We start from the raw sequence: 23,146 nt of genomic DNA on the forward strand, positions 1-23,146 counted from the left end.
CTCGCTCGGGGCCCTCAGCGGACCCACCCTCCACGGACCAGCGGATCGAGCACCCGGCCGACGGCGTCCTCGACGGAGACGCCGGTGGTGTCGATGACCAGGTCGGCGTCGTCGGGCTCCTCGTAGGGGTCGGAGACGCCGGTGAACTCGGGGATCAGCCCGGCGCGCGCCCTGGCGTACAGCCCCTTGCGGTCGCGCCGCTCGCACTCCTCCAGCGGCGTCGCCACGTGGACGAGCAGGAAGTCGGCGCCGACGTCCTCGACCATGGCGCGGACCTCGGCGCGGGTCGCGGCGTACGGTGCGATGGGGGCGCAGATCGCCAGTCCGCCGTGCCGGGCGACCTCGGCGGCGACGAACCCGATCCGGCGGATGTTGAGGTCGCGGTCCTGGCGGGAGAAGCTCAGCCCCGCCGACAGCAGGCGGCGCACCACGTCGCCGTCGAGGTAGGTCACCGTACGGCTGCCGCGCTCCAGGAGCGCGTCGCGCAGCCCCCGGGCGACGGTGGACTTGCCCGATCCGGACAGGCCGGTGAAGAAGACCACGAGCCCGCGGCGGTGCGGCGGGCCGGGGATGGTCACCGGCTCGGGACCGGCCAGGTGCTCGGCGGCGCCGTACGCCTCGGCCACCCGCTCGCGCAGCTCCAGGTCGACGGCCGCCTCCTCGCGGGGCGCGAGCGGCACCGCGGCCACGAGCGTGCCCTCCGGCAGCAGGTCGCGGGCGCGCAGCGCGGCGCGGACCACCGCGGGCCCGCCCTCGCCGAACACCAGGGGCAGCAGCAGGACGACCGCGTCCAGCTCCCGGGCGACGGCCCGGATCTCCTCCAGGTCGTCGAGCGGGCCGCGCATGGTGACGGCCAGCGCCGGCCGTCCGGCCAGCTCCTTGCGGACCTCCTCCGGCGTACGGCGCAGCCGGGCGAACGGCCCGTGCTCGGCCGCGCCCAGTGCCTCCACCGGCCCGGCGGCCAGGCCGTCGCGCCGCTCGGTGACGGTCAGCGCGGCCAGCGCGGCGCCCTCGGGGTCGCGGAGCGTGACGCGGTCGCCGGGGGCGGCCGGGTGGTCGCCGGGAAGGGCGAGGGTGACGGGCGCCGGCCACGGCGTGCCGTCGGCCAGCGTGCCGTGCCCGGCCACCGCGTGCGCGTCGGCCGGTCCCATGAAGCCGGTGAGCGGGTGGAACGCGCCCGAGAGCAGCAGCTCCAGGTCGGCCAGCTCGCGGGCGTCGGGGGTGTGCTCGTGCGCCGCCGTCTCCGCTGTCTCCGCCGTCATCTCCCCGCCATCCCCACGGCCTTGCTCCCTAATCCCGATCGACTTAGTCGGATTTCATCAGCTTACTCACAACCCGAGCGCCCGCACCAGCCCGCGGCCGGTCAGATCACCCGGGCGAAGTGGCTGTGCGGGTTGCGGATGACCATGATGATCTCATCGTGCGAGGCCGGGAACCTGCCCCTTGAGAGCTTCTCCACCGCGGAGCAGGCGAAGGCCGCCAGGCCCGCCATCCGCCCCCGCAGCGCCGGGCCGCTCCGCTGCGAGGCGTCGTCGGTGACCATCAGTCCCCGCGTCAGGCAGAAGGAGTGCATCCCCTGGCGGGACGTGACCGGCCGGTAGCGGGCCGGCAGCGGCCCCACGGCGTCCTTCGGGGCGAACCTGCGCCACAGCAGCCGCCGCAGCGGCGCGGGCAGCAGCCGGTCGCACGCGCCGTAGGCCGAGGACCGGTCGCGCATCCGCACCAGCAGCAGCCCGCCCGGGCGCAGGCCGGTCAGCAGCCGGTCGAGCACCAGCTCGGGATGGTCCAGCCGTTCCAGCAGGAAGGGCACGTGCACGACGTCGAACGCCCGCGGCGGCACCGGCACCGTCCGCAGGTCGCCGAGCGTCCAGGAATCGAGATCCTTGCGGGCGGAGGTGCTCTCGCGCAGCACCGGAAGATCCTCGTCGATCCCGGTGACGCGCGCCTCGACCCGCTCCAGATCCAGTGGCTCTGGCCGGCCGCACCCGGCCACCAGGACGTCGAGCCGCCGCCCCGGCAGCCCCGCCCACTGCTCGCGGATGCGCCGACCGAACATGTCGTCATGACCGACGACCGACCGTACCTCAGACATGTCACCGAGAGTAGTCAACACATGACGATTCGCCGTGCATTTACCACTCTCGACGGGGGACCGGCGTGTGCAAGTAGCCTTGGGGCATCACCCCCGCGCCCGCCGGCCGGGGGCAGTCGTGTTTTCCATCGTGTTGCCATCGTGGGGCTGTGGGCGAAACTGATGAGCCTTTCCGGACTGCTTGACCTCGTCGTCTCCGAGCCGAAGCTGGCCTCCGCGCTGGAGGGCGTGCGCGCGGGGGACCTCTCCGACGTGCCGCTGGTCGCTCCGCCGGCGCTGCGGCCGTTCGCGGTGGCCGCGCTGGCCCGCGACGGCGCCGAGGGGGGCGGACGCGCCGTGCTCGCGGTGACCGCCACCGGCCGCGAGGCCGAGGACCTCGCCGCCGCCGTCGCGAGCCTCCTCGACCCGGCCACGGTCGCGGTCTTCCCGGCCTGGGAGACGCTGCCGCACGAGCGGCTGTCGCCGCGCAGCGACACGGTGGGCCAGCGGCTGGCCGTACTGCGCAGGCTGACGCACCCGGTCGAGGGCGACCCCGCCGCGGGCCCGCTACACGTGATCGTCGCGCCGGTCCGCGCGGTGCTCCAGCCGATCGTGCGCGGCCTGGGCGACCTCTCACCGGTACGGCTGCGCGCCGGCGACGACGCCGACCTCGACCAGGTCGTCGCGCGGCTCGTGGAGAACGGCTACAACCGCGTCGACATGGTCGAGAAGCGCGGCGAGGTGGCCGTCAGGGGCGGCCTGCTGGACGTCTTCCCGCCGACCGAGGAGCACCCGCTGCGGCTGGAGTTCTGGGGCGACTCGGTGGAGGAGATCCGCTGGTTCAAGGTCGCCGACCAGCGGTCGCTGGAGGTGGCCGAGGAGGGGCTGTTCGCCGCGCCCTGCCGCGAGCTGCTGCTGACCGCCGACGTGCGCGACCGCGCCCGCGAGCTGGCGGAGAGCCACCCGGCGCTCGCGGAGATCCTCGACCAGCTCGCCGACGGCGTCGCCATGGAGGGCATGGAGGCGTTCGCGCCGGTCCTGGCCGGGGAGATGGACCTGCTGGTGGACCACCTGCCGGCCCGGTCGGCGGTGTTCGTCTGCGACCCGGAGCGCATCCGGGGCCGCGCCGACGACCTGGTGCGCACCAGCCAGGAGTTCCTGGAGGCCTCCTGGATCAACGCCGCCTCAGGCGGCGAGGCGCCGATCGATCTGGGGGCGGCGGCGTTCCGCACCCTGGAGGACGTCCGCGAGCGGGCCGGGCAGCTCGGCCAGCCGTGGTGGTCGATCGCGCCGTTCGGCGCCGGCGCGGACGGCGGGCCGGAGGACCCGGCGGGGGCGGTCCCGGACGGCGGGGCGGTGGTCCTGCCCGCGCGCGAGGCCGAGTCCTACCGCGGCGACACCCAGCGGGCGCTGAGCGACATCAAGGGCTGGCTGGACCAGGACAAGGTCGTCGTGCTGCTCAGCGAGGGGTACGGCCCCGCCGAGCGGATGGCCGAGCTGCTGCGCGGCGCGGACATGCCCGCCCGCCTGGAGCGCGACCTGGGCCACCGGCCGGAGCCGGGGGTCGTGCACATCAGCACCGGCCTGGTCGAGCACGGCTTCGTCAACTCCTTCCTGGCCGTGCTGACCCACCTGGACCTGGTCGGCCAGAAGGCGTCCACCAAGGACATGCGGCGCCTGCCGTCCAAGCGCCGCAACATGGTCGACCCGTTGCAGCTCAAGGTCGGCGACCACGTCGTGCACGAGCAGCACGGCGTGGGCCGCTACGTGGAGATGGTGCAGCGGACCGTGCAGGGCGCCACCCGCGAGTACCTCGTCATCGAGTACGCCAAGGGCGACCGCCTCTACGTCCCCACCGACCAGCTCGACGAGGTCACCCGCTACGTCGGCGGCGAGTCGCCCACCCTGAACCGGATGGGCGGCGCCGACTGGGCCAAGGCCAAGACCAAGGCGAAGAAGGCCGTCAAGGAGATCGCCGGGGAGCTGATCCGCCTCTACTCGGCCCGGATGGCCTCGCCCGGCCACGCGTTCGGCTCCGACACGCCCTGGCAGCGCGAGATGGAGGACGCCTTCCCCTACGCCGAGACCGGCGACCAGCTCGAAGCCATCGACGAGGTCAAGCGCGACATGGAGCGCGGCGTCCCCATGGACCGGCTGATCTGCGGCGACGTCGGCTACGGCAAGACCGAGATCGCGGTGCGCGCGGCGTTCAAGGCCGTGCAGGACGGCAAGCAGGTGGCGGTGCTGGTGCCCACCACGCTGCTGGTCCAGCAGCACCTGTCCACCTTCGCCGAGCGCTTCTCCGGCTTCCCGCTGAACGTGCGGCCGATGTCGCGCTTCCAGACCGACTCGGAGATCTCCGCGACCGTCGAGGGCATGCGCGACGGCACGGTGGACGTGGTGATCGGCACCCACCGGCTGTTCTCCCCGGAGGTCAGGTTCAAGGACCTCGGCCTGATCATCATCGACGAGGAGCAGCGGTTCGGCGTCGAGCACAAGGAGGCCATGAAGCACCTGCGGACCCAGGTCGACGTGCTGGCCATGTCCGCCACGCCGATCCCGCGCACCCTGGAGATGGGCCTGACCGGCATCCGCGAGATGTCGACGATCCTCACCCCGCCGGAGGAGCGCCACCCCATCCTGACCTTCGTCGGCCCCTACGACGAGCGGCAGATCGGCGCGGCGATCCGGCGCGAGCTGATGCGCGACGGCCAGGTCTTCTTCGTGCACAACCGCGTCTCCAGCATCGGCAAGGTCGCCGCGAGGCTGCGCGAGCTGGTGCCCGAGGCCAGGGTCGCCATCGCGCACGGCCAGATGCAGGAGCACCAGCTTGAGAAGATCATGGTGGGCTTCTGGGAGCGCGAGTTCGACGTGCTCGTCTGCACCACGATCGTCGAGTCCGGGCTCGACGTGCCCAACGCCAACACGCTGATCGTGGACCGGGCCGACAACTACGGCCTGTCCCAGCTGCACCAGCTGCGCGGCCGGGTCGGCCGGGGCCGCGAGCGCGGCTACGCCTACTTCCTGTACCCGCCGGAGAAGCCGCTCACCGAGACCGCCCACGAGCGGCTGGCCACCATCTCCCAGCACACCGAGATGGGCGCGGGCATGTACGTGGCGATGAAGGACCTGGAGCTGCGCGGCGCGGGCAACATTCTCGGCGCCGAGCAGTCCGGATTCATCGCCGGCGTCGGCTTCGACCTCTACGTCCGGATGATGGCCGAGGCCGTCCAGGAGCAGAAGGCCAAGCTGTCCGGCGTGCCGGCCGAGGAGGCCGAGCGGCCGGAGGTCAAGGTCGAGCTGCCCGTCAACGCCCACATCCCGCACGACTACGTCACCTCCGAGCGGCTGCGCCTGGAGGCGTACAAGCGGATCGCCGCCGTCGCCTCCGACGCCCAGATCGCCGCGGTGCGCGACGAGCTCGTCGACCGGTACGGCAGGCCGCCCCAGCCGGTGGAGAACCTGCTGGAGGTCGCCCGCTTCCGGATCCGCGCCCGTACGGCCGGCCTGACCGAGGTCGCCCTGCAGGGCCAGAACATCAGGTTCGCCCCGGTGGACCTGAGGGATTCCCAGCAGGTGCGGCTGCAGCGCCTCTACCCCAAGGCGCTGCTGAAGCAGGCGGCCGGCATGCTGCTGGTGCCCGTCCCCAAGACCCGGCCGCTCGGCGGGCAGCCGCTGCGCGACCTGGACCTGCTGAAGTGGTGCGGCGACCTGGTCCAGGCGATGTTCCTGGAGGGCGCTCCGAAGTCGTAGCGGGTTCCTGGAGGGCGCTCCGAAGCCGTAGCGGCGGCGGACCCCCGGGGGAGCACCCGCCGGGGGCCGTCCCGGGGGCGCGTAGCGGTAAGGTAAGCGACGTTTGTCGTGAAGGGACTGTCTGTGAAGTCGACTCGAGTTCGCGTCATCCTGGCGGTCATCGCCACCGGTGTCGCTCTGACGGCCTGCTCCCCCTCGCAGGTCGGCGCCGCCGCCGTCGTGGGCGGTGACCGGATCAGCTCCGGCGAGCTGGACCGCAACGTCCGGGAGTACGAGGCCGCGCTGACCAAGTCGGGCCTGTCCGCGGCGCAGCTGCAGTTCCCCGGCAGCGTCCCGCAGGTGGTGCTCTACCAGCTCGCCACCGCCAGGCAGTACACCAAGGTCGCCGAGAAGAACGGCGTCACGGTCACCGACGGCGAGGTCGACCAGGCGATCAACGCCCAGGGCGGCGCCGACCAGTACGGGCAGCAGCTCCTGCAGCAGGCCGTGGCGCCGTCGCAGGCGCGCGCCTACACCCGGGCGAGGCTGATGATCACCAAGCTCATGGCCAAGTACGGCGGCGGCGCCGACCAGGAGGCCCTGCAGCGCGGCCAGCAGCGGGTGGTCGAGGACCTGAAGTCCGTGCGGATCGAGTGGAACCCGCGGTACGGCAAGATCAACGCGCAGCCGAGCCAGGAGCAGCCGCAGATCTTCACGGCCGAGGACCGCTTCGGCAAGGCGCCGGAGGCCGCGCCCGTCCAGTGACGTGGCCCCGCCGGGCTCCGGCTCGGCGGGATGAGCCCCGCCCCGGGGCCCGGACACGCGGGCGCCCCGCGCCGGGGCTCGTGACCGCGGTCCGCGGCGGTCCCGCCCGGGGCCCGGCGGCGGTGCGGGCCGCGCCGTGAACGCCGGATAACCTCGGGGACATGCCCCTGATCGTCGTCACCACCTCGCCCCGGGTCGCGCCGGGGCTGCTCAGCCGGCGCGCCTGGCAGGTCCTCCAGGAGGGCCCGGTGCTCACCCAGGCGGCCGGTCACCCGCTCCTGCCCTACCTCGCCGAGGCCGGGATCGCCGTCGAGGTCGTGACCGCCGACCCCGCCGCCCTGGTCAGGAGGGCGCAGGGCGAGGACGTCGTGTGGCTGGAGGCCGACGAGGCGCTGATGCGCTCGGTCGGCCACGCCGCGCTGGCGCTCGACGAGCCGCCGCTGATCGAGGTCGTCCCGGGCTCCTACGACCTGCCGGGGGCCCGGCTGCTGGACCTGGTGTCGGTGATGGACCGGCTGCGGACCGGCTGCCCGTGGGACGCGAAGCAGACCCACGAGTCGCTGGTGCCGTACCTCCTCGAAGAGGCGTACGAGGTGCTGGAGACCATCGAGGAGGGCGACCACGCGGCCCTGCGCGAGGAGCTGGGCGACCTGATGCTCCAGGTGGTGTTCCACGCCCGCGTCGCCCGCGACCGCCCGGACGCCGAGGGCGGCTTCGACATCGACGACGTGGCCGACGCGATCGTCGCGAAGCTGGTCCGGCGCCACCCGCACGTCTTCGCCGACGTCAGGGTCGAGGGCGCCGAGGAGGTCAGCGACAACTGGGAGGTCATCAAGGCCGCCGAGCGCGCGGCGAAGAACGCCGGTGACGCGGGGTCGGTCCTGGACGGCGTCCCGATGGGCCAGCCCGCGCTCTCCCTCGCCGCCCAGCTCCTGCGGCGCGCCGACCGCGCCGGCGCCCCCGCCGCCCTCGAAGCCCCCGCCGCTCCCGAAGCCCCGGCCGGGACCGGACCCGCCGGAGCCGAGCCCGCCGCGGCCGGAGGCGACCTCGGCGCCCGGCTCTTCGCACTGGTACGGCAGGCGCACGAGGCCGGTCTCGATCCCGAGGCCGAGCTGCGCGCCGCGGCCCGCGCCTACCGCGACCGGGTCCGCACCTGGGAGACGAGGGAGACGCGGCACGAAGGAGACGAGGGAGACGGGTGACGAGGGCCGCCGTACCGGTGGGTAGGACGGCGGTCGCCGTGTCGCGGGGCGGGTCTCGGTAGGCTTCTGCGGCAAACTGTCCTGCGACTTTAGGAGTGCTTCGTGGCTTCCATCGAGGGCGTCACCGCTCGCGAGATCCTTGACTCCCGGGGCAACCCGACGGTCGAGGTCGACATCCTGCTGGACGACGGCAGCCAGGGCCGGGCCGCGGTGCCGAGCGGCGCGTCCACCGGCCAGTTCGAGGCCGTGGAGCTGCGCGACGGCGACGAGCGCTTCGGCGGCAAGGGCGTCGAGAAGGCCGTCCTCGGCGTGACCGACGAGATCGCCGACGAGATCGTCGGGTTCGACGCCGCCGAGCAGCGCACCATCGACCAGGTCATGATCGACCTGGACGGCACGCCGAACAAGTCCCGTCTGGGCGCCAACGCGATCCTGGGCGTCTCCCTGGCCGTGGCCAAGGCCGCCGCCGACAGCGCCGAGCTGCCGCTGTTCCGCTACCTCGGCGGTCCCAACGCGCACCTGCTGCCCGTGCCGATGATGAACATCCTCAACGGCGGCGCGCACGCCGACACGAACGTGGACATCCAGGAGTTCATGATCGCGCCGATCGGGGCGGAGACCTTCCGCGAGGCCGTGCGGATGGGCACCGAGGTCTACCACGCGCTCAAGGCGGTGCTGAAGGAGAAGGGCTACGCCACCGGCCTGGGCGACGAGGGCGGCTTCGCGCCGAACCTGCCGTCCAACCGCGACGCGCTGGACCTCATCCTGGTCGCGATCGAGAAGGCCGGCTACACGCCGGGCGAGGACGTCGCGCTGGCCCTCGACGTGGCCGCCTCGGAGTTCCACGAGAACGGCGTCTACACCATCGACGGCAAGGGGATGTCGGCCACCGAGCTGATCGCCTTCTACGAGGACCTCGTCGCGAACTACCCGCTGGTCTCCATCGAGGACCCGCTGGACGAGAGCGACTGGGAGGGCTGGAACGCCATCACGAAGGCCCTCGGCGACAAGGTGCAGCTCGTCGGCGACGACCTGTTCGTCACCAACCCCGAGCGGCTGGCCCGCGGCATCGCCGAGGGCACCGCCAACGCGCTGCTGGTCAAGGTCAACCAGATCGGCACCCTGACCGAGACCCTCGACGCGGTGGACCTGGCCCACCGCAGCGGCTACCGCTGCATGATGAGCCACCGCTCCGGCGAGACCGAGGACACCACCATCGCCGACCTCGCCGTGGCGACCAACTGCGGCCAGATCAAGACGGGCGCCCCGGCCCGCTCCGACCGCGTGGCCAAGTACAACCAGCTCCTGCGCATCGAGGAGCTTCTCGACGACGCCGCCCGCTACGCGGGTCGCGCCGCTTTCCCGAGGTTCCAGGGGTAGGTTCGCCTGTACGGCTTGCGCCCGGTTTGCCGGGGCACTGGCCGTACGCGAGGCAGGCCGGCCCCGCGGTCCTCACGCGAGGCCGGCCGTACGGACCCCGAGGGGCCCGGGGTGACGAGAGGCGGGTGGGTGTGTTGGCGAGACGGCCGCAGCTGACGGGGCGGGCCGCGGTGCTGGCGGTCGTGGTGTGCGCGATCGCGATGAGCCTCGCCTACCCGATCAGGGAGTACGTCGCGCAGCGCCGCCAGATCGCCCAGCTGGAGCAGGAGCAGGCCAGGGAGCAGGCCGCGATCAAGGCTCTGGACGACCGTCACCGGCGGCTCCTGGACCCCGGTTACATCAAGAAGGCGGCCAGGGAGCGGCTCTTCTACTGCGACCCCGGGCAGAAGTGCTACGTCGTGATGGGCGACGACCGCGCGGAGGACCGGCGGAAGAGCGCGGCGGGGACGAAGAAGGACGTGAAGGCGCCCTGGTACGAGACCCTGTGGCAGTCGGTCGAGGCGGCCGACACCGGCCGGGGCCGGAAGGCGGCCGGGGCCGGGGGATGACCCCGATACCCTTGGTGTCGTCTTTCTCAGGGGGTGTCACGGTGGTGGACGATCGCGATGTGGCGGCGGTGGAGCGGCAGCTCGGCCGGACGCCGCGTGGCCTGCGGGCGGTGGCGCACCGCTGCCCGTGCGGGCTGCCCGACGTGGTGGAGACCGCGCCGCGGCTGCCCGGCGGGTCGCCGTTCCCGACGCTGTTCTACCTCACCTGCCCGAAGGCGGCATCCGCCATCGGGCGGCTGGAGACCTCCGGCCTGATGCGCGACATGCAGGCCAGGCTCGCCGACGACCCCGAGCTCGCCCGCGCCTACCAGGCCGCCCACGACGACTACGTCGCGCGCCGCGACGAGGCCGCCGTCGCGGACGGCCTCGATCCGCTGCCCAGGGACATGCAGAGCACCGGGGGCATGCCCGCCCGGGTCAAGTGCCTGCACGCCCTGGTCGCGCACGAGCTGGCGGTGCCGGGGAGCAACCCCTTCGGCCGCGAGGCGCTCGACGCGCTCGAAGCGCTCGGCGGGTGGTGGGCCGACGGGCCGTGCTGCCCCGCCCCCGAGTCCGGGCACGGAGCGGCCCCCGCCCCGACCACCGAACAGGAGACCCCTTGACCCGCGTCGCCGCGATCGACTGTGGCACCAACTCCGTCCGCCTGCTGGTCGCGGACGTCGCCCACGACACCCTGACCGACGTGGACCGGCGGATGGAGATCGTCCGGCTCGGGCAGGGCGTGGACGAGACCGGCCGGCTCGCCCCCGAGGCGCTGGAGCGCACGTTCGCCGCGATGCGCGGTTACGCCGGGCTCATCGAGCGGCACGGCGCGTCGGCGGTCCGCGTGGTGGCCACCAGCGCGACGAGGGACGCCGCCAACCGGCAGGACTTCGTGGACGGCGTGCGCGACATCTTCGGGGTGGAGCCCGAGGTGATCACGGGCGCCGAGGAGGCGCAGCTGTCCTTCGACGGCGCCACCCATGACCTCTCGCGCCTCTCGCCCGAGACGGGACTGCCGTGCCCGGAGGGCACCCGCCCGCCGTACCTGGTGGTGGACATCGGCGGCGGTTCCACCGAGTTCGTGGTCGGCTCGACGCACGTGGAGGCCGCGCTGTCGGTGGACGTCGGCTGCGTGCGGCTGACCGAGCGGCACCTGCGAGACGCGGGTGACCCGCCGTCCGCCGAGGTGGTCGAGGCGCTGGCGGCCGATGTCGACGACGCGCTCGACCGGGTGTCCGGCGAGGTCCCGGTCGAGCGGGCGCTCACATTGGTGGGGCTCGCCGGATCGGTGACGACGGTGGCGGGAATGGCGCTCGGCCTTCCGGAATATGATCCGCGGAAAATTCATCATTCGCGGATTCCGGCGGCGCGGGTTCATGAGATCTCCGCGCGGTTGCTGGAGATGACACATGATGAGCGGGCGGCGGTCCCGGTCATGCATCCCGGCCGGGTCGATGTCATCGTCGCCGGCGCGCTCATCCTCGACCGCGTCATGGAGCGGTACGGGTTCGCGGAGGTCGTGGTCAGCGAACGCGACATTCTGGACGGAATCGCCTGGTCTATCGCTAAACCTGGCAAAAGCATGTGAAACCACTACAGACCCTAGACAATTCTCCTATTGATGGAGTATTGAGGGGCCTTTCCGTTTATGGTTAGGTAAAGAAGCTTTAGTGAGGCTTTGCCGTGGGGCCCGGCACAGCTGTGCCGGGGCGGCAACCGTCTCCGAAGCGCTCTTCATGTTCCTAACGAACGGAGCAACCCCTCATGTCCGGACTAGCACGCAAGCTAGCCGTCCTGAGCGCCGGTACGGCCATGCTGGCGACCATGACGGCCGGACTGCTGGCCTCGCCCGCAGCGGCGGCCAGCGGTTCCACTCAGGCGCGGGCCTCGGCGGCCCACAGCGCCCCGAAGGCCGCGGTGTCGGTCGGCAGGCCCAAGGCCTCCCCGTCGAAGACCACCGACTGCCCCGTCAAGGTGACCTTCTCCTCGAAGATCAAGGTGAAGGCCTACGGCGGCAGGACGACCGTCGCCTACCGCTGGCTGCGCGGTGACGGCTCCAAGAGCGGCATCAAGAAGATCTCCATCAAGGGCAAGGGCGTCAAGTACATCGGCGTCAAGGAGTCCGCCAGCTTCAAGGGCGGTGACCTCAGGAGCTGGAACTCGGTCCAGGTCCTGTCGCCGCGCAAGGTCACCTCGGCCAAGGGCTACTTCACCATCGCCTGCGGTGAGGACAACGGCGACGGCGGCAAGGAAGAGGTCGTCAAGCCTCGTCCCCGTCACTGGACCTCCGCCCGCGTCTGGGTGGACGAGGGCGACTGCAAGGCCGTCGCGATCGGCCGGATCAGCACCTCGCGTGACCGCTGGGTGCGCTACCAGTGGGTCGTCAACGGCCACGTCGTCGACCGCGACTCGGTCTACGTGAACGGCTCGCGCCGCGTCTACCAGGTGATCAAGCCGGGTCACGACCTTCGCGGCCAGGTGCGGCTGGAGATCCTCGGCTACCGCGGCGCGTCGGACGGCGCCTACTTCAGGATCCACTGTGAGGACCACTCGCCGAGGGTGAGCGCCTCCGTGGACGCCCCGGCCGACTACTCCGGCAGCTGCCCGGTCACCCGTACCTTCTCCGGCACCATCCGCGTCTCCGACGCCGACGGTCCGGTGCGGTACCGCTGGATCCGCGACGGCGTCGCCGGCTCCTGGGAGACCGTCTCCTTCTACGGCCACGGCGCGCAGAGCCGTACCGTGACCGACTCCTGGAAGGCGTCGGAGTCCGGCACCGCCAGGCGCGCGATCGACATCGCGGGCGGCCCGACCTCCGGCACCGCCTCGGCCAAGGTCGCCTGTGAGGCGGCCCCCGAGGCCAAGGCGTACATCTCCGGCGTCTCGGCCGAGCAGAAGGCGGGCACCTGCCCGGCGGCCACGGTCAGCGGCACCGGCAAGATCTACGCGACCGGTGCGATCACGGTCAAGTACGTCTGGAGCGTCAACGGCTCCGACGTGAAGTCGGGCGAGCTGACCTTCACCGGTGCCGGCGAGCAGACGGTGTCCTTCACCGCCGACTCCAGCGGCACGAAGGCCGGCAGCGCCAAGCTGTCGATCGTCGGCGGCGGCAACTCGTCGGCCGAGTACAAGGCGGTCTGCGAGGCGTAGTCACGCGCCCGGCCGGATCCGGGCGGGCGGCGTGGGAACCTGACGCCCGCCCGGACGGGTCCGAGTGAGAACGAGAGAGGAAGGCGGCGTCCGCGCTCAGCGGACGCCGCCTTTCCGTGTCCGCCTTTCCGTGTCCGCCTTTCCGTGTCCGCCTTCCGTGCCCGGTCTCCCGTTCCCACGCCCGTCCCCCCGTTCCCGTGCTCGTCTCTCGTGTCCCGTCCGCCGTTCCGGTCCTGGGCACCCCCTTCCGTCGGGCACCATCGAAGGCATGACCTGTGTTCCTCCCGGATCCGGCTGGCCGGGTGACCCGGCCCTGCCCGGCACCCCCGTCGCCCACGACGCCGCCGAGGTGGCCGAGCTGGCCCGGACGAGCGGCACGCTCGCCGAGCTGACGGCCCGGCAGTCGGTCTGCCGGGCCTGCCCGCGTCTGGTGGACTGGCGGGAGGAGGTCGCGGCGGTCAAGCGGCGGGCGTTCGCCGGGGAGACCTACTGGGGCAGGCCCATCGCGGGCTGGGGCGAGGAGAGGCCCGGGATCCTCATCGTCGGGCTGGCGCCGGCGGCGCACGGCGGCAACCGCACCGGCCGGATCTTCACCGGCGACCGCAGCGGCGACTGGCTGTTCGCCTCGCTGTACCGCAACGGCCTCGCCGCCCAGGAGACCAGCGTCCACGCCGGTGACGGGCAGCGGCTCATCGGGGCGCGCATGGTGGCCGCCGTACGGTGCGCCCCGCCCGCGAACAAGCCCGACCCGGCGGAGCGGGCGGCGTGCTTCCCGTGGCTGGCAGAGGAGATCGCGATGGTCGCCGGCAGCGTGCGGGTGGTGGTCGCGCTGGGCGGTTTCGCCTGGCAGGCGGTCTGGCCGGCGCTGCGGGAGGCCGGGTACGACCTGCCGCGTCCGCGGCCGGCCTTCGGGCACGGCGCCGAGGTGGAGATCTCCCGGGACGGCGCCCCCGCCCACCTGCTGGGGTGCTACCACCCGAGCCAGCAGAACACCTTCACCGGCAGGGTCACCGCGGCCATGCTCGACGCCCTCTTCGCCCGGGCGGACGCGCTGAGTAAGTTGTGAAGTCAATCACAAACGGATAATTTCTCGCCCTCATGGGCGAGATGCGTAGTTTTTCCGGGTCGATCTGAGAAGATCCTCAAGTTTTGCCCCACCCGCAGTGGCATCATCCCACGAATCGACGTAAGCTTGTGAAAGCTTTCACAAAGCCAAGGATAAGGATGGCGCCGAAGTGAACCGCAACTCCAAGCACATCGTGGTCGTCGGTGGGGGCTACGTCGGCCTCTACACCGTGCTGCGCCTGCAGCACACGCTCCGCAAGGAACTGCGCGACGGCAGCGTGCGGATCACCGTCCTCACCCCCGAGTCGTACATGACCTACCAGCCGTTCCTCCCCGAGGCCGCCGCCGGGAACATCTCGCCCCGCCACGTGGTGGTCCCGCTCCGCCGCGTCCTGAACAAGGCGACGATCCTCAACGGCAAGGTCACCAAGATCGACCACGCCTCCAAGAAGGTCACTTTCGCGCCGAACGTCGGCACCGGGCACGAGATCGGCTACGACATCATCGTCATGGCCGCCGGCTCGGTCTCCCGCACGCTCCCCATCCCCGGCCTCGCCGACGCCGCCATCGGCTTCAAGACGATCGGCGAGGCGACCGCGCTGCGCAACCGCGTCCTCGGCCTCCTCGACCGGGCCGAGTCCGACGACGACGAGGAGCTGCGCCGCCGGGCGCTGACGTTCGTCGTGGTCGGCGGCGGCTTCGCGGGCGTCGAAGCACTGGCCGAACTGGAGGACATGTCGCTGGACGCGGTGCGCTACTACCGCAACATCACCCGCGACGACCTCCGCTGGGTCCTGGTCGAGGCGACCGACCGCATCCTTCCCGAGGTCGGCCCCGAGATGGGCAGGTGGACCGCCGAGCAGCTCCGCGAGCGCGGCATCGAGGTCAAGCTCGGCACCCGCCTGGAGTCCTGCGTCGGCGGCCACGTCAAGCTCTCCGACGGAGACGAGTTCGAGTCGGCCACCATCGTGTGGACCGCGGGCGTCAAGCCCAGCCCGGTCGCGAACGCCGGAGACCTGCCGCTGGACGAGCGCGGCCGGATCAAGACCACCACCCGCCTGACGGTGGCCGGCGTCCAGGACGCCTACTCCGCCGGCGACGTGGCGGGCGTCCCCGACGTGACCAACCCCGGCCAGTACTGCGCGCCCAACGCCCAGCACGCCGTACGGCAGGCCAAGGTCCTCGCCGACAACATCACCCGTCAGCTCCACGGGCGGCAGCTCGTCGACTACCGGCACAAGTACGTCGGCTCGGTCGCCGGCCTGGGCCTGCACAAGGGCGTGGCCAACGTCTACGGGCTCAAGCTCCGCGGGCTGCCCGCCTGGTTCATGCACCGGACGTACCACATGTCGCGGATCCCCACCTTCAACCGCAAGGTCCGCGTGGTGGCCGACTGGACCCTGGCGCTGTTCTTCAAGCGGGAGACCGTCTCGCTCGGGGAGCTCCACGAGCCCCGCACCGAGTTCCGTCAGGCCGCGACGACCTGATCGCCGAGGCCCGGACCGCCCCCGCGCGGCGTGCCGGACCACACGACCCGAACCCCCGGCAGGCCCTGTCCCGCCGGGGGTTCTATCGCATACATCGATCATGGTTTGTGTGACGCCTGATACAAAGCTGTGCTCCTCGGATGAGTGGTCCGTTACGTATGATTGCGGCGTCCCCGTAGCCCAACGGCAGAGGCAAACCCCTTAAAAGGGTTGTAGTGAGGGTTCGAGTCCCTCCGGGGGCACTTGCCGATCTTGCCCGCTGCCGTCCCCGGGGCTCCCTGACCGGCCGAGAGGCCACCGGCCCGCCGTCCGGAGATCCGGCGGGGAGGACGGGAACCGCACGGACGACCCGTGCGTTGAGATCTACGGCGGTAGCCGTACGGCCTGCCCGGCGGCGAACGCCGGCCCCGCGCCCGCGGGGCCGGTCCAACGGAGATCAACGTGACACGGCCGGGTGACGGCCGGTCCGATCACTCATCGTGCAGGTCGCAGCGTGGAGGCAGCGATGGAGAGCAGAAACCCGGTATTCCGGCAGGCGAACGCGCAACAGCGAGGCTGGAGCGCGCCGACGCCGACCCCTGACCAGCTTCAGGGAATGTACGACAGGCCGTCGTACGCACCTCCCGCCCAGCGGGCCATGACGATCGACGACGTGGTCGTGCGCGGGTTCATCACGCTCGGCACGCTGGTCGTCTCCGCGGCGGCGGCCTGGGCGCTGAACCTCGGCAACGCCGCCCTGCTGATCGGCGTGATCGTCGGCCTGGTGCTCGGACTGATCGTCTCGTTCAAGCAGAGCACCAACCCCGTGCTGATCCTCGGCTACGCCGTCGCCTACGGTGTGGCCATCGGCGTGGTGAGCCACCTCTACAACGACCTGTACAACGGCATCGTCCTCCAGGCGGTGCTCGGCACGGCCCTGGCCTTCGGCGGCACCCTCGCGGTGTACGCGCTGCGGATCGTCCGGGTCACGCCGAAGTTCACCAAGTTCGTCGTGGCCGCGGGCCTGGCGCTGATGGGCCTCATGCTCGTCAACTGGATCGCCGGTTACTTCATCGCGGGCGGCCTCGGGCTGCGCACCGGCGACGGCCTGCTGTCCTACGCCTTCAGCGTCGCCGCCATCCTGATCGGCTGCTTCTTCCTGCTGCTCGACTTCAACTCGGTGGAGGAGGGCGTGCGGGCCGGCGTCCCCGAGCGGTACTCCTGGCTGATGGCCTTCGGCCTGACGGTCACCCTGGTCTGGCTCTACCTGGAGATCCTGCGCCTGATCAGCTACTTCTCAAGGGACTAGCGCCGCGCCGCGCCGCCGTCCGCCCGAACCCCCGCCGGAGCCCCTCCGGCGGGGGTTCGCGCTTTCCGGGGCCGGAGCCCCGGCAGGGATCCACGCCTCCCGGGGGCTCTCCCGAACGAAGGTTCTTTCCTGTCCGGAAGGGTGATTCTCCTTACGAAGGCTGGGCATGACGGTGAATGACGAGCGAGCAGTGGATGACGAAACGCGGCGGAGCCTTTGCCTGTGAGGGCTTGCCATCCGATGGATCGTGATGCACTGTCGAGCAAAGGAAGCCCTATTCCTGGAGGTGTCCATGTCGTTGAACCACTCACCGGAGACGCAGAGCAAACTGATCGCAAGGGTCCCTGACATCACGGGACGCGCACTCCCAGAGTGGTTCCAGGCCATCGACAACGGCCCGTCCTTCCTCCGTTGCGACGAGCGGGCCAACTGGCTCGCAACAGAGCACGGGCTGACCCACGGCTACGCCGCCGCCATCGTCCACGAGCACGAGCGTCACCGCCGCAGCCGTTACCTGTAGGCCGTCTACCCCAAGCCCGTACCCCGCCCGGGGGTGCGGGCTTGTGTGTGCCCCCCGCATGATGGGGGCATGGATCTTGACAGCGCACGCGACTTCATCCGCGACAACCACCGGGCCGTCCTGCTCACCCGGCACGCCGACGGCCGCCCGCAGATGTCCCCGGTCATCGTGGGTCTCGACATCGACGGCCGGGCCGTCGTCAGCAGCCGGGAGACCGCGGCGAAGGTCCGCAACGCCCGCAGGGACCCGAACGTCGCGCTCTGCGTGACGACCGACGGCTTCTTCGGCCAGTGGATCCAGATCGAGGGGACCGCGGAGATCGTCTCGCTGCCCGAGGCGATGGAGCACCTCATCTCCTACTACCGCGGCATCTCCGGCGAGCATCCCGACTGGGACGACTACCGGATGTCCATGGAGCTCGAACGGCGGGTCGTCATGCGGATCGACCTCACCCGCGCCGGGCCGGACGTGCACGGCTGAGCAGCCGGCTCCGTACGGCCCGGCTCACGCCTTCACGGCCTCATCGGCCGGAGGTCAGCTGAGGCGCTCCAGGACCATGGCCATGCCCTGGCCGCCGCCCACGCACATGGTCTCCAGGCCGATCGAGCGGTCGTGGAACCGCAGGCTGTTGATCAGCGTGGAGGTGATCCGGGCGCCGGTCATGCCGAACGGGTGGCCCACCGCGATGGCGCCGCCGTTGACGTTGAGCCGGTCGAGGTCGATGCCGAGCTCCTGGTAGGACGGGATGACCTGGGCCGCGAACGCCTCGTTGATCTCGACGAGGTCGACGTCGCCGATGGACATGCCCGCCCGCGCCAGGGCCTGCCGGGACGCCTCGACCGGCCCGAGACCCATGATCTCCGGGGACAGGCCGGTCACGCCGGTGGAGACGACCCGGGCCAGGGGGGTGATGCCCAGCTCGGCGGCCTTGGTGTCGCTCATCACGATCACCGCGGCGGCGCCGTCGTTCAGCGGGCAGCAGTTGCCCGCGGTGACCGTGCCGTCGGGACGGAAGACCGGCTTGAGCTGCGAGACCGCCTCGTAGGTGGTGCCCGCCCTGGGGCCGTCGTCCTTGCTCACCACGGTCCCGTCGGGCAGCGTCACCGGGGTGATGTCGGTCTCCCAGAAGCCGTTGGCGATGGCCTTCTCGGCGAGGTTCTGCGAGCGGACGCCGAACTCGTCCTGCTCCTGGCGGGACACGCCCCGCAGCGCGGCGACGTTCTCGGCGGTCTGGCCCATCGCGATGTAGACGTCGGGCAGCGCGTCGTCCTCACGCGGGTCGTGCCAGACGCCGCCCCCGCCCTCGGCGGCCCGCGCCGTACGGGCCTTGGCCTCGTCGAACAGGGGGTTCGCCGTGTCGGGCAGCGAGTCGGAGTTGCCCTTGGCGAAGCGGGAGACGCACTCCACGCCCGCGGAGACGAACACGTCGCCCTCGCCCGCCCTGATGGCGTGCAGGGCCATCCGGGTGGTCTGCAGCGAGGACGAGCAGTAGCGGGTGATCGTGGTGCCGGGCACGCCGTCCAGCCCCAGGAGGGTGGCGACCACCCGGCCCATGTTGTACCCCTGCTCGCCGCCGGGCAGTCCGCAGCCGAGCATCAGGTCGTCGATGGCGGCCGGGTCGAGCTGCGGCACCTTCGCCAGCGCGGCCCTGATGATCTGCGCGGTCAGGTCGTCGGGACGGATGTCCTTGAGGGACCCCTTGAAGGCGCGGCCGATCGGCGAGCGTGCGGTCGCGACGATGACTGCCTCGGGCATGTGGCTCTCCTGGGTTCGTGTGCCTCTCCTCCTGCGGAGGTTACCGCGCGGTAGCCCGAATGCCACGCCCCGGGGCCGCAGAAAACAGAACTTTGTACGGCAGGCGAGCCGCCGGGGCGCGGAGCCGGCCGGCCGTACGCACCGGGGACGGCGCCGGCCGGCTCGGTCGTCCATTCCGGCGCCGAGCCGCCGGCCGCACGCACCGGAGGCCCGGCCGCACGCGCCGGAGGCCCGGCCGCACGCGCCGGAGGCCCGGCCGTATGTGACGGCGGCTCAGCCGTATGTGACGGCGGCTCAGCCGTACATGCCGGGGGCGGTGCCCGTGCCGTCCTCGACGCCGTGCAGGCCGCCCTTCTCGTCACGCCAGATCCGCCAGCCCCCCTGGCTGCCGGTGAACCACGCGGGCGGCGCGCCCGGCCCCCGCGGCGTGACCTTCTCGCCCCTGGCGAGGTCGAACTCGCACAGCGATGCCACCGAGTAGAAGCCGGGGACCTGGTTCCGCAACGCGAGCGGCTTGGGATCGGTTACACAGAAGGACCAGCCGCGCCGCCCGGTGATCTCGCCGGGACGGCCGGTGGCGAGGTCGAAGACCGTGCCCGCCTTGCCGTGCTTGAGGAAACCGAGCGTGTCCATCCGCTCGGGGAAGGCGAGCCACCAGCCGGAGCCGGGGATCCGGTCGGACGGGATCTGGCCGAGGACCCGGCCGCTCTCGGCGTCGAGCCGGGCGAACCCGCCGTACCGGCCCTGCTCGTCGACGGGGCGGACCACCGGCGCGAAACCGGGGCTGCCGCTGGGGTAGACCCGCACCACCGAGGGACGGATCCAGTTGACCGTGCCGTCGGCGATCTTCACGGAGAAGAACCCGAAGGCGGAGAGCTTCTTCGTCGAGGGGACGGTGTACGGCGCGACGTAGCCGACGAGGTTGCCGGAGGTCGCCCCGAACGACCAGCCGCCGGAGAGGTCCACCCCCGCGCCGAGCGGCTGCTCCACCGGCAGCTTCCAGACGAGCTTCCCGGTCCGCAGGTCGCGCGACTCCAGGACGGGGTGCCGGGCCAGGCGCAGCACCACGGCGCGGGAGGCGTCGGACCACTCGACCTCGGCGATCCCGGGCAGCTTCCACAGCACCTTGCCGGTGGCCGGGTCGAGCACGACCATCCGGGCCGTCTCCAGGGCGGTGTTCTCCGGGACGCACACCAGCGCCCCGCACCGCTGCGGCCCGAACGTGGAGTTCAGCGGGCGGGTCCACCGCCGCGCGCCGGTGCGGGCGTCGCGGGCGACGAGCAGGGCGTTCCACCGGCCGCGCCGGAACGGATCGACGGTCACCGCGACGGCCTGCCCGCCGCCGGTCTCGACGAGCGCCGGGGCCGGGACGCCCATCCCCGGCAGCCGGCCCGCCATGGTCGCCGGCTGGGCCCACAGCTTCCGGCCCGACGCGAGGTCGAAGGCGACCGTCTCCAGCGTGCCGCCGGGCAGCAAGGAGGTCGTCGCGGCGACGCCCCCGGCGGAGACGGTACGGCTGACCGCGTTCACCCCGGGGTTGTGCCAGGTGGGGTAGGCGGGGGTGGCCGCTTCGCTGCCGGAGCAGCCGGACAGGGCGCAACCGGACAGGGCCAGGGCTCCGGCGAGCGCCAGGATCGGTTTCGCGGGGGGCCGGATGGCGGGCATTCCACTCCAATGCGTCGAGGCGTGACGGCTTCGACGCGGAGGGTGACCGGAATCAGGCGTCGCGAGGCTGGACCCAGGGACGCCGGCGGAGCATCGTCACCCATCGTCCGTGGGGTCCGGTGGCCCGGCCGGCGACGCGGGTCGCGGAGACCTCGGCGCCGGGCTCCTCCGCGGCCATGGCCGCCGCGAGGTAGATCGACTCGCTGCGCCGCGGCCGCGGCTCGGGCCACAGTCCCAGCGCATTGCCTACAGACGGTAGCACCGCGTAAGCGACCTGTAGGTAGCCTTGGGCAGATGGGTGGTATCGATCGGGCCCGAACATCTCATCCGGGTTCGTGTCGAACTCCGCGCCGAGCATGTCGGCGAAGGCGACGGTCCGTCCGCCGGCCTCGACCACCGCGACCGTCTGCGCGGCGGCGAGCTGGCGGCTCCACCGCCGGGTCACCCAGCGCAGCGGCTGGGCGATCGGCCGGACCGTGCCGAGGTCCGGGCAGGTGCCCACGACCACCTCGGCCCCGGCCTCCCGCAGCCGCCGCACCGCCTTCTGCAGGTGCCGTACGGCCTTCGCGGGCGGCGTCTGCGTGGTGACGTCGTTGGCGCCGATGAAGATGACCGCGACGTCGGGCAGCGCCCGCAGCGCCCGGTCCACCTGGTCGCCCAGATCGACGGAGGCCGCCCCCGACCTCCCCACCACGGTCAGCCGGACCGGCCGCTCGGCGACGCCCGCCAGACCGGAGGCGATCAGCACCGCCGGGGTGTCCGCCGGGTCGGTGGTGCCGAGCCCCACCGAGGTGGAGTCGCCGAGCATCACCATGCGGATCGGCTCGCCGTCGAAGTCGCCGTAGATCCCGTCGGACGGCGGGCCCTCCATGCCGTGCGGCCGGCCGACGAGGCGCCGGGCCACGGCCGCCTCGGTGAACAGCAGCCCGTAGGTGGCCGCGCCGAGCACGGTCAGCCCCCCTCCGCCCACGGCGGCGGCGGCCGCGATGCGCCGCGCGGCCCGTGCGGCTCCCGGTGTCCACATCACGTGGCGTTGCTCCCTCGATACGACACGACGGTAGCGTTGGCCTTGTAAGCAGCCGGCCGAGCCCCGACCACCCATGGGGACCACGGCGTTCCGCACAACAGCTGACAAAGCTATGGTATTTCGAGGTGATCTTCACCGTGCGCGTATACGACTCGCTCGTCGAACTGATGGGCAACACGCCGCTCGTCCGGCTGAACAAGGTGACGGCGGGGGTCCAGGCCCAGGTGCTCGCCAAGGTCGAGTATTTCAACCCGGGCGGTTCGGTCAAGGACCGGATCGCGGTGCGGATGATCGACGCCGCCGAGAAGTCGGGCGAGCTGCGCCCCGGCGGCACCATCGTGGAGCCCACCTCGGGCAACACGGGCGTCGGCCTGGCCATCGTGGCCCAGCAGCGCGGCTACAAATGCCTGTTCGTCGTGCCGGACAAGGTCGCCCAGGACAAGATCTCGGTGCTCCGCGCCTACGGCGCCGAGGTCGTGGTCTGCCCGACGGCGGTCTCGCCCGACCACCCGAACTCCTACTACTCGGTCTCCGACCGCCTGGCCAGAGAGACCCCGGGTGCCTGGAAGCCCGACCAGTACTCCAACGTCAACAACCCCGAGAGCCACTACCACTCCACCGGCCCGGAGATCTGGGAGCAGACCGAGGGACGGATCACCCACTTCGTGGCGGGCGTCGGCACCGGCGGCACGATCAGCGGCACCGGCCGCTACCTCAAGGAGATCTCCGGCGGCCGCGTGAAGATCATTGGCGCCGACCCGGAGGGCTCCGTCTACTCCGGCGGCACCGGCCGGCCGTACCTGGTGGAGGGCGTCGGCGAGGACATCTGGCCGGCCACCTACGACACCACGATCTGCGACGAGATCATCGCGGTCTCCGACAAGGACTCCTTCGGCATGACCCGCCGCCTGGCCCGCGAGGAGGCGCTGCTGGTCGGCGGCTCCTGCGGGATGGCGACGGTCGCCGCGCTGCGCGTCGCCCAGCAGGCCGGCCCGGACGACGTGGTCGTCGTCCTGCTGCCCGACGGCGGCCGGGGCTACCTCTCAAAGATCTTCAACGACGACTGGATGGCGGACTACGGCTTCCTGACCACCTCCAGCGAGGAGGGCCTGGTCAAGGACGTGCTGACCCGCAAGGGGTCCGGCATGCCGGAGTTCGTGCACACCCACCCGCACGAGTCGGTGGACACCGCCATCTCGATCATGCGCGAGTACGGCGTGTCGCAGCTCCCCGTGATGAAGGAGGAGCCGCCGGTCATGGCCGCAGAGGTGGTCGGCTCGATCCTGGAGCGCGATCTGCTCGACGCCCTCTACCGGGGCAAGGTCTCGCCGAACGACCCGCTGGCCGGCCACATGTCGCAGCCGCTGCCGATGATCGGGGCGGGCGAGCCCGTCTCCATCGCGGTCGAGGCGCTGGAGAAGGCCGACGCGGCGGTCGTGCTCGACGACGGCAAGCCGGTCGGCCTGCTCACCCGCCACGACCTGCTGGCCTTCCTCGCCAACCACTGAT

At 71.9% G+C, this 23,146-nt stretch carries 19 protein-coding genes and 1 tRNA gene; 15 read left to right on the plus strand and 5 right to left on the minus strand.

Annotated features, from left to right (window positions below; translation table 11 throughout):
- Positions 1–14: 14 nt before the first annotated feature.
- The gene (gene cysC, locus AB0D67_RS07725) at positions 15–1,262 is read right to left on the minus strand and encodes an adenylyl-sulfate kinase (protein WP_362931070.1); all 1,248 of its coding nucleotides are present in this window, start codon (positions 1,260–1,262) and stop codon (positions 15–17) included.
- A gap of 101 nt (positions 1,263–1,363) precedes the next feature.
- The gene (locus tag AB0D67_RS07730; protein ID WP_362931072.1) at positions 1,364–2,092 is read right to left on the minus strand and encodes a methyltransferase domain-containing protein; all 729 of its coding nucleotides are present in this window, start codon (positions 2,090–2,092) and stop codon (positions 1,364–1,366) included.
- Positions 2,093–2,254: 162 nt separating this feature from the next.
- Here AB0D67_RS07730 and mfd point away from each other — a divergent pair, with 162 nt between their 5' ends.
- The 14 genes from mfd to AB0D67_RS07800 all read left to right on the plus strand — a co-directional run bounded on the left by mfd (position 2,255) and on the right by AB0D67_RS07800 (position 17,670).
- The gene (gene mfd / locus AB0D67_RS07735; RefSeq protein ID WP_362931074.1) at positions 2,255–5,824 is read left to right on the plus strand and encodes a transcription-repair coupling factor; all 3,570 of its coding nucleotides are present in this window, start codon (positions 2,255–2,257) and stop codon (positions 5,822–5,824) included.
- Between the two features lie 123 nt (positions 5,825–5,947).
- Complete coding sequence (locus AB0D67_RS07740; protein WP_362931076.1) at positions 5,948–6,568, plus strand: SurA N-terminal domain-containing protein; 621 nt, start codon at positions 5,948–5,950, stop codon at positions 6,566–6,568.
- A gap of 161 nt (positions 6,569–6,729) precedes the next feature.
- Positions 6,730–7,770 carry a MazG family protein gene (locus tag AB0D67_RS07745; protein WP_362931078.1) on the plus strand — a complete coding sequence of 347 codons (1,041 nt, stop codon included), beginning with the start codon at positions 6,730–6,732 and terminating at the stop codon, positions 7,768–7,770.
- 102 nt (positions 7,771–7,872) lie between these two features.
- Positions 7,873–9,150, plus strand: coding sequence for a phosphopyruvate hydratase (eno, locus tag AB0D67_RS07750; RefSeq protein ID WP_362931080.1), 1,278 nt, complete (start codon positions 7,873–7,875; stop codon positions 9,148–9,150).
- A gap of 131 nt (positions 9,151–9,281) precedes the next feature.
- Entirely contained in the window at positions 9,282–9,698 is a 417-nt protein-coding gene (locus AB0D67_RS07755) for a septum formation initiator family protein (protein WP_362931082.1), read from the plus strand.
- Positions 9,695–10,300: a DUF501 domain-containing protein gene (locus AB0D67_RS07760; RefSeq protein ID WP_362931084.1), complete on the plus strand. Its 606-nt coding sequence runs from the start codon at positions 9,695–9,697 to the stop codon at positions 10,298–10,300. The genes AB0D67_RS07755 and AB0D67_RS07760 overlap by 4 nt, the downstream gene beginning before the upstream one ends.
- The gene (locus AB0D67_RS07765) at positions 10,297–11,268 is read left to right on the plus strand and encodes a Ppx/GppA phosphatase family protein (protein WP_362931086.1); all 972 of its coding nucleotides are present in this window, start codon (positions 10,297–10,299) and stop codon (positions 11,266–11,268) included. Before AB0D67_RS07760 ends, AB0D67_RS07765 begins: the two co-directional genes overlap by 4 nt.
- Before the next feature lie 176 nt (positions 11,269–11,444).
- A complete protein-coding gene (locus AB0D67_RS07770; protein WP_362931088.1) occupies positions 11,445–12,830 on the plus strand; it encodes a hypothetical protein in 1,386 nt (461 codons plus the stop codon).
- Between the two features lie 268 nt (positions 12,831–13,098).
- Entirely contained in the window at positions 13,099–13,896 is a 798-nt protein-coding gene (locus AB0D67_RS07775; RefSeq protein ID WP_362931090.1) for a uracil-DNA glycosylase, read from the plus strand.
- A gap of 169 nt (positions 13,897–14,065) precedes the next feature.
- The gene (locus AB0D67_RS07780) at positions 14,066–15,382 is read left to right on the plus strand and encodes an FAD-dependent oxidoreductase (RefSeq protein WP_362931092.1); all 1,317 of its coding nucleotides are present in this window, start codon (positions 14,066–14,068) and stop codon (positions 15,380–15,382) included.
- Between the two features lie 169 nt (positions 15,383–15,551).
- Positions 15,552–15,624, plus strand: a tRNA-Leu gene (locus AB0D67_RS07785).
- A 263-nt stretch (positions 15,625–15,887) separates the two neighbouring features.
- Positions 15,888–16,670 carry a Bax inhibitor-1/YccA family protein gene (locus AB0D67_RS07790; protein ID WP_362931094.1) on the plus strand — a complete coding sequence of 261 codons (783 nt, stop codon included), beginning with the start codon at positions 15,888–15,890 and terminating at the stop codon, positions 16,668–16,670.
- A 292-nt stretch (positions 16,671–16,962) separates the two neighbouring features.
- A complete protein-coding gene (locus AB0D67_RS07795; RefSeq protein ID WP_179826446.1) occupies positions 16,963–17,190 on the plus strand; it encodes a DUF4287 domain-containing protein in 228 nt (75 codons plus the stop codon).
- Positions 17,191–17,259: 69 nt separating this feature from the next.
- Positions 17,260–17,670, plus strand: a complete 411-nt coding sequence (locus AB0D67_RS07800; RefSeq protein ID WP_362931096.1) for a PPOX class F420-dependent oxidoreductase — start codon at positions 17,260–17,262, stop codon at positions 17,668–17,670.
- A 54-nt stretch (positions 17,671–17,724) separates the two neighbouring features.
- Here AB0D67_RS07800 and AB0D67_RS07805 read toward each other — a convergent pair whose 3' ends face one another.
- The 3 genes from AB0D67_RS07805 to AB0D67_RS07815 all read right to left on the minus strand — a co-directional run bounded on the left by AB0D67_RS07805 (position 17,725) and on the right by AB0D67_RS07815 (position 21,634).
- On the minus strand, positions 17,725–18,945 hold the full coding sequence (locus tag AB0D67_RS07805; protein WP_362931098.1) for an acetyl-CoA C-acetyltransferase: 1,221 nt from the start codon (positions 18,943–18,945) through the stop codon (positions 17,725–17,727).
- A 294-nt stretch (positions 18,946–19,239) separates the two neighbouring features.
- Positions 19,240–20,610: a PQQ-binding-like beta-propeller repeat protein gene (locus tag AB0D67_RS07810; protein ID WP_362931100.1), complete on the minus strand. Its 1,371-nt coding sequence runs from the start codon at positions 20,608–20,610 to the stop codon at positions 19,240–19,242.
- Between the two features lie 52 nt (positions 20,611–20,662).
- Complete coding sequence (locus tag AB0D67_RS07815; protein ID WP_362931238.1) at positions 20,663–21,634, minus strand: SGNH/GDSL hydrolase family protein; 972 nt, start codon at positions 21,632–21,634, stop codon at positions 20,663–20,665.
- Between the two features lie 140 nt (positions 21,635–21,774).
- Here AB0D67_RS07815 and AB0D67_RS07820 point away from each other — a divergent pair, with 140 nt between their 5' ends.
- Positions 21,775–23,145: a cystathionine beta-synthase gene (locus AB0D67_RS07820; protein ID WP_362931240.1), complete on the plus strand. Its 1,371-nt coding sequence runs from the start codon at positions 21,775–21,777 to the stop codon at positions 23,143–23,145.
- Position 23,146 lies beyond the last annotated feature (1 nt).

This window comes from Streptosporangium sp. NPDC048047 (genome assembly GCF_040653115.1).
In the GTDB taxonomy this organism is placed as follows: domain Bacteria; phylum Actinomycetota; class Actinomycetes; order Streptosporangiales; family Streptosporangiaceae; genus Streptosporangium.

What these genes read in the sequence shown, in the direction of transcription:
- AB0D67_RS07805 (WP_362931098.1), bottom strand. Translation starts at nt 18,945, where the DNA reads ATGCCCGAGGCAGTCATCGTCGCGACCGCACGCTCGCCGATCGGCCGC.
- AB0D67_RS07795 (WP_179826446.1), top strand. Translation starts at nt 16,963, where the DNA reads ATGTCGTTGAACCACTCACCGGAGACGCAGAGCAAACTGATCGCAAGG.
- cysC (WP_362931070.1), bottom strand. Translation starts at nt 1,262, where the DNA reads ATGACGGCGGAGACAGCGGAGACGGCGGCGCACGAGCACACCCCCGAC.
- AB0D67_RS07775 (WP_362931090.1), top strand. Translation starts at nt 13,099, where the DNA reads ATGACCTGTGTTCCTCCCGGATCCGGCTGGCCGGGTGACCCGGCCCTG.
- AB0D67_RS07790 (WP_362931094.1), top strand. Translation starts at nt 15,888, where the DNA reads ATGGAGAGCAGAAACCCGGTATTCCGGCAGGCGAACGCGCAACAGCGA.
- AB0D67_RS07745 (WP_362931078.1), top strand. Translation starts at nt 6,730, where the DNA reads ATGCCCCTGATCGTCGTCACCACCTCGCCCCGGGTCGCGCCGGGGCTG.
- AB0D67_RS07730 (WP_362931072.1), bottom strand. Translation starts at nt 2,092, where the DNA reads ATGTCTGAGGTACGGTCGGTCGTCGGTCATGACGACATGTTCGGTCGG.
- AB0D67_RS07810 (WP_362931100.1), bottom strand. Translation starts at nt 20,610, where the DNA reads ATGCCCGCCATCCGGCCCCCCGCGAAACCGATCCTGGCGCTCGCCGGA.
- AB0D67_RS07815 (WP_362931238.1), bottom strand. Translation starts at nt 21,634, where the DNA reads ATGTGGACACCGGGAGCCGCACGGGCCGCGCGGCGCATCGCGGCCGCC.
- mfd (WP_362931074.1), top strand. Translation starts at nt 2,255, where the DNA reads ATGAGCCTTTCCGGACTGCTTGACCTCGTCGTCTCCGAGCCGAAGCTG.
- AB0D67_RS07800 (WP_362931096.1), top strand. Translation starts at nt 17,260, where the DNA reads ATGGATCTTGACAGCGCACGCGACTTCATCCGCGACAACCACCGGGCC.
- AB0D67_RS07760 (WP_362931084.1), top strand. Translation starts at nt 9,695, where the DNA reads ATGACCCCGATACCCTTGGTGTCGTCTTTCTCAGGGGGTGTCACGGTG.
- AB0D67_RS07770 (WP_362931088.1), top strand. Translation starts at nt 11,445, where the DNA reads ATGTCCGGACTAGCACGCAAGCTAGCCGTCCTGAGCGCCGGTACGGCC.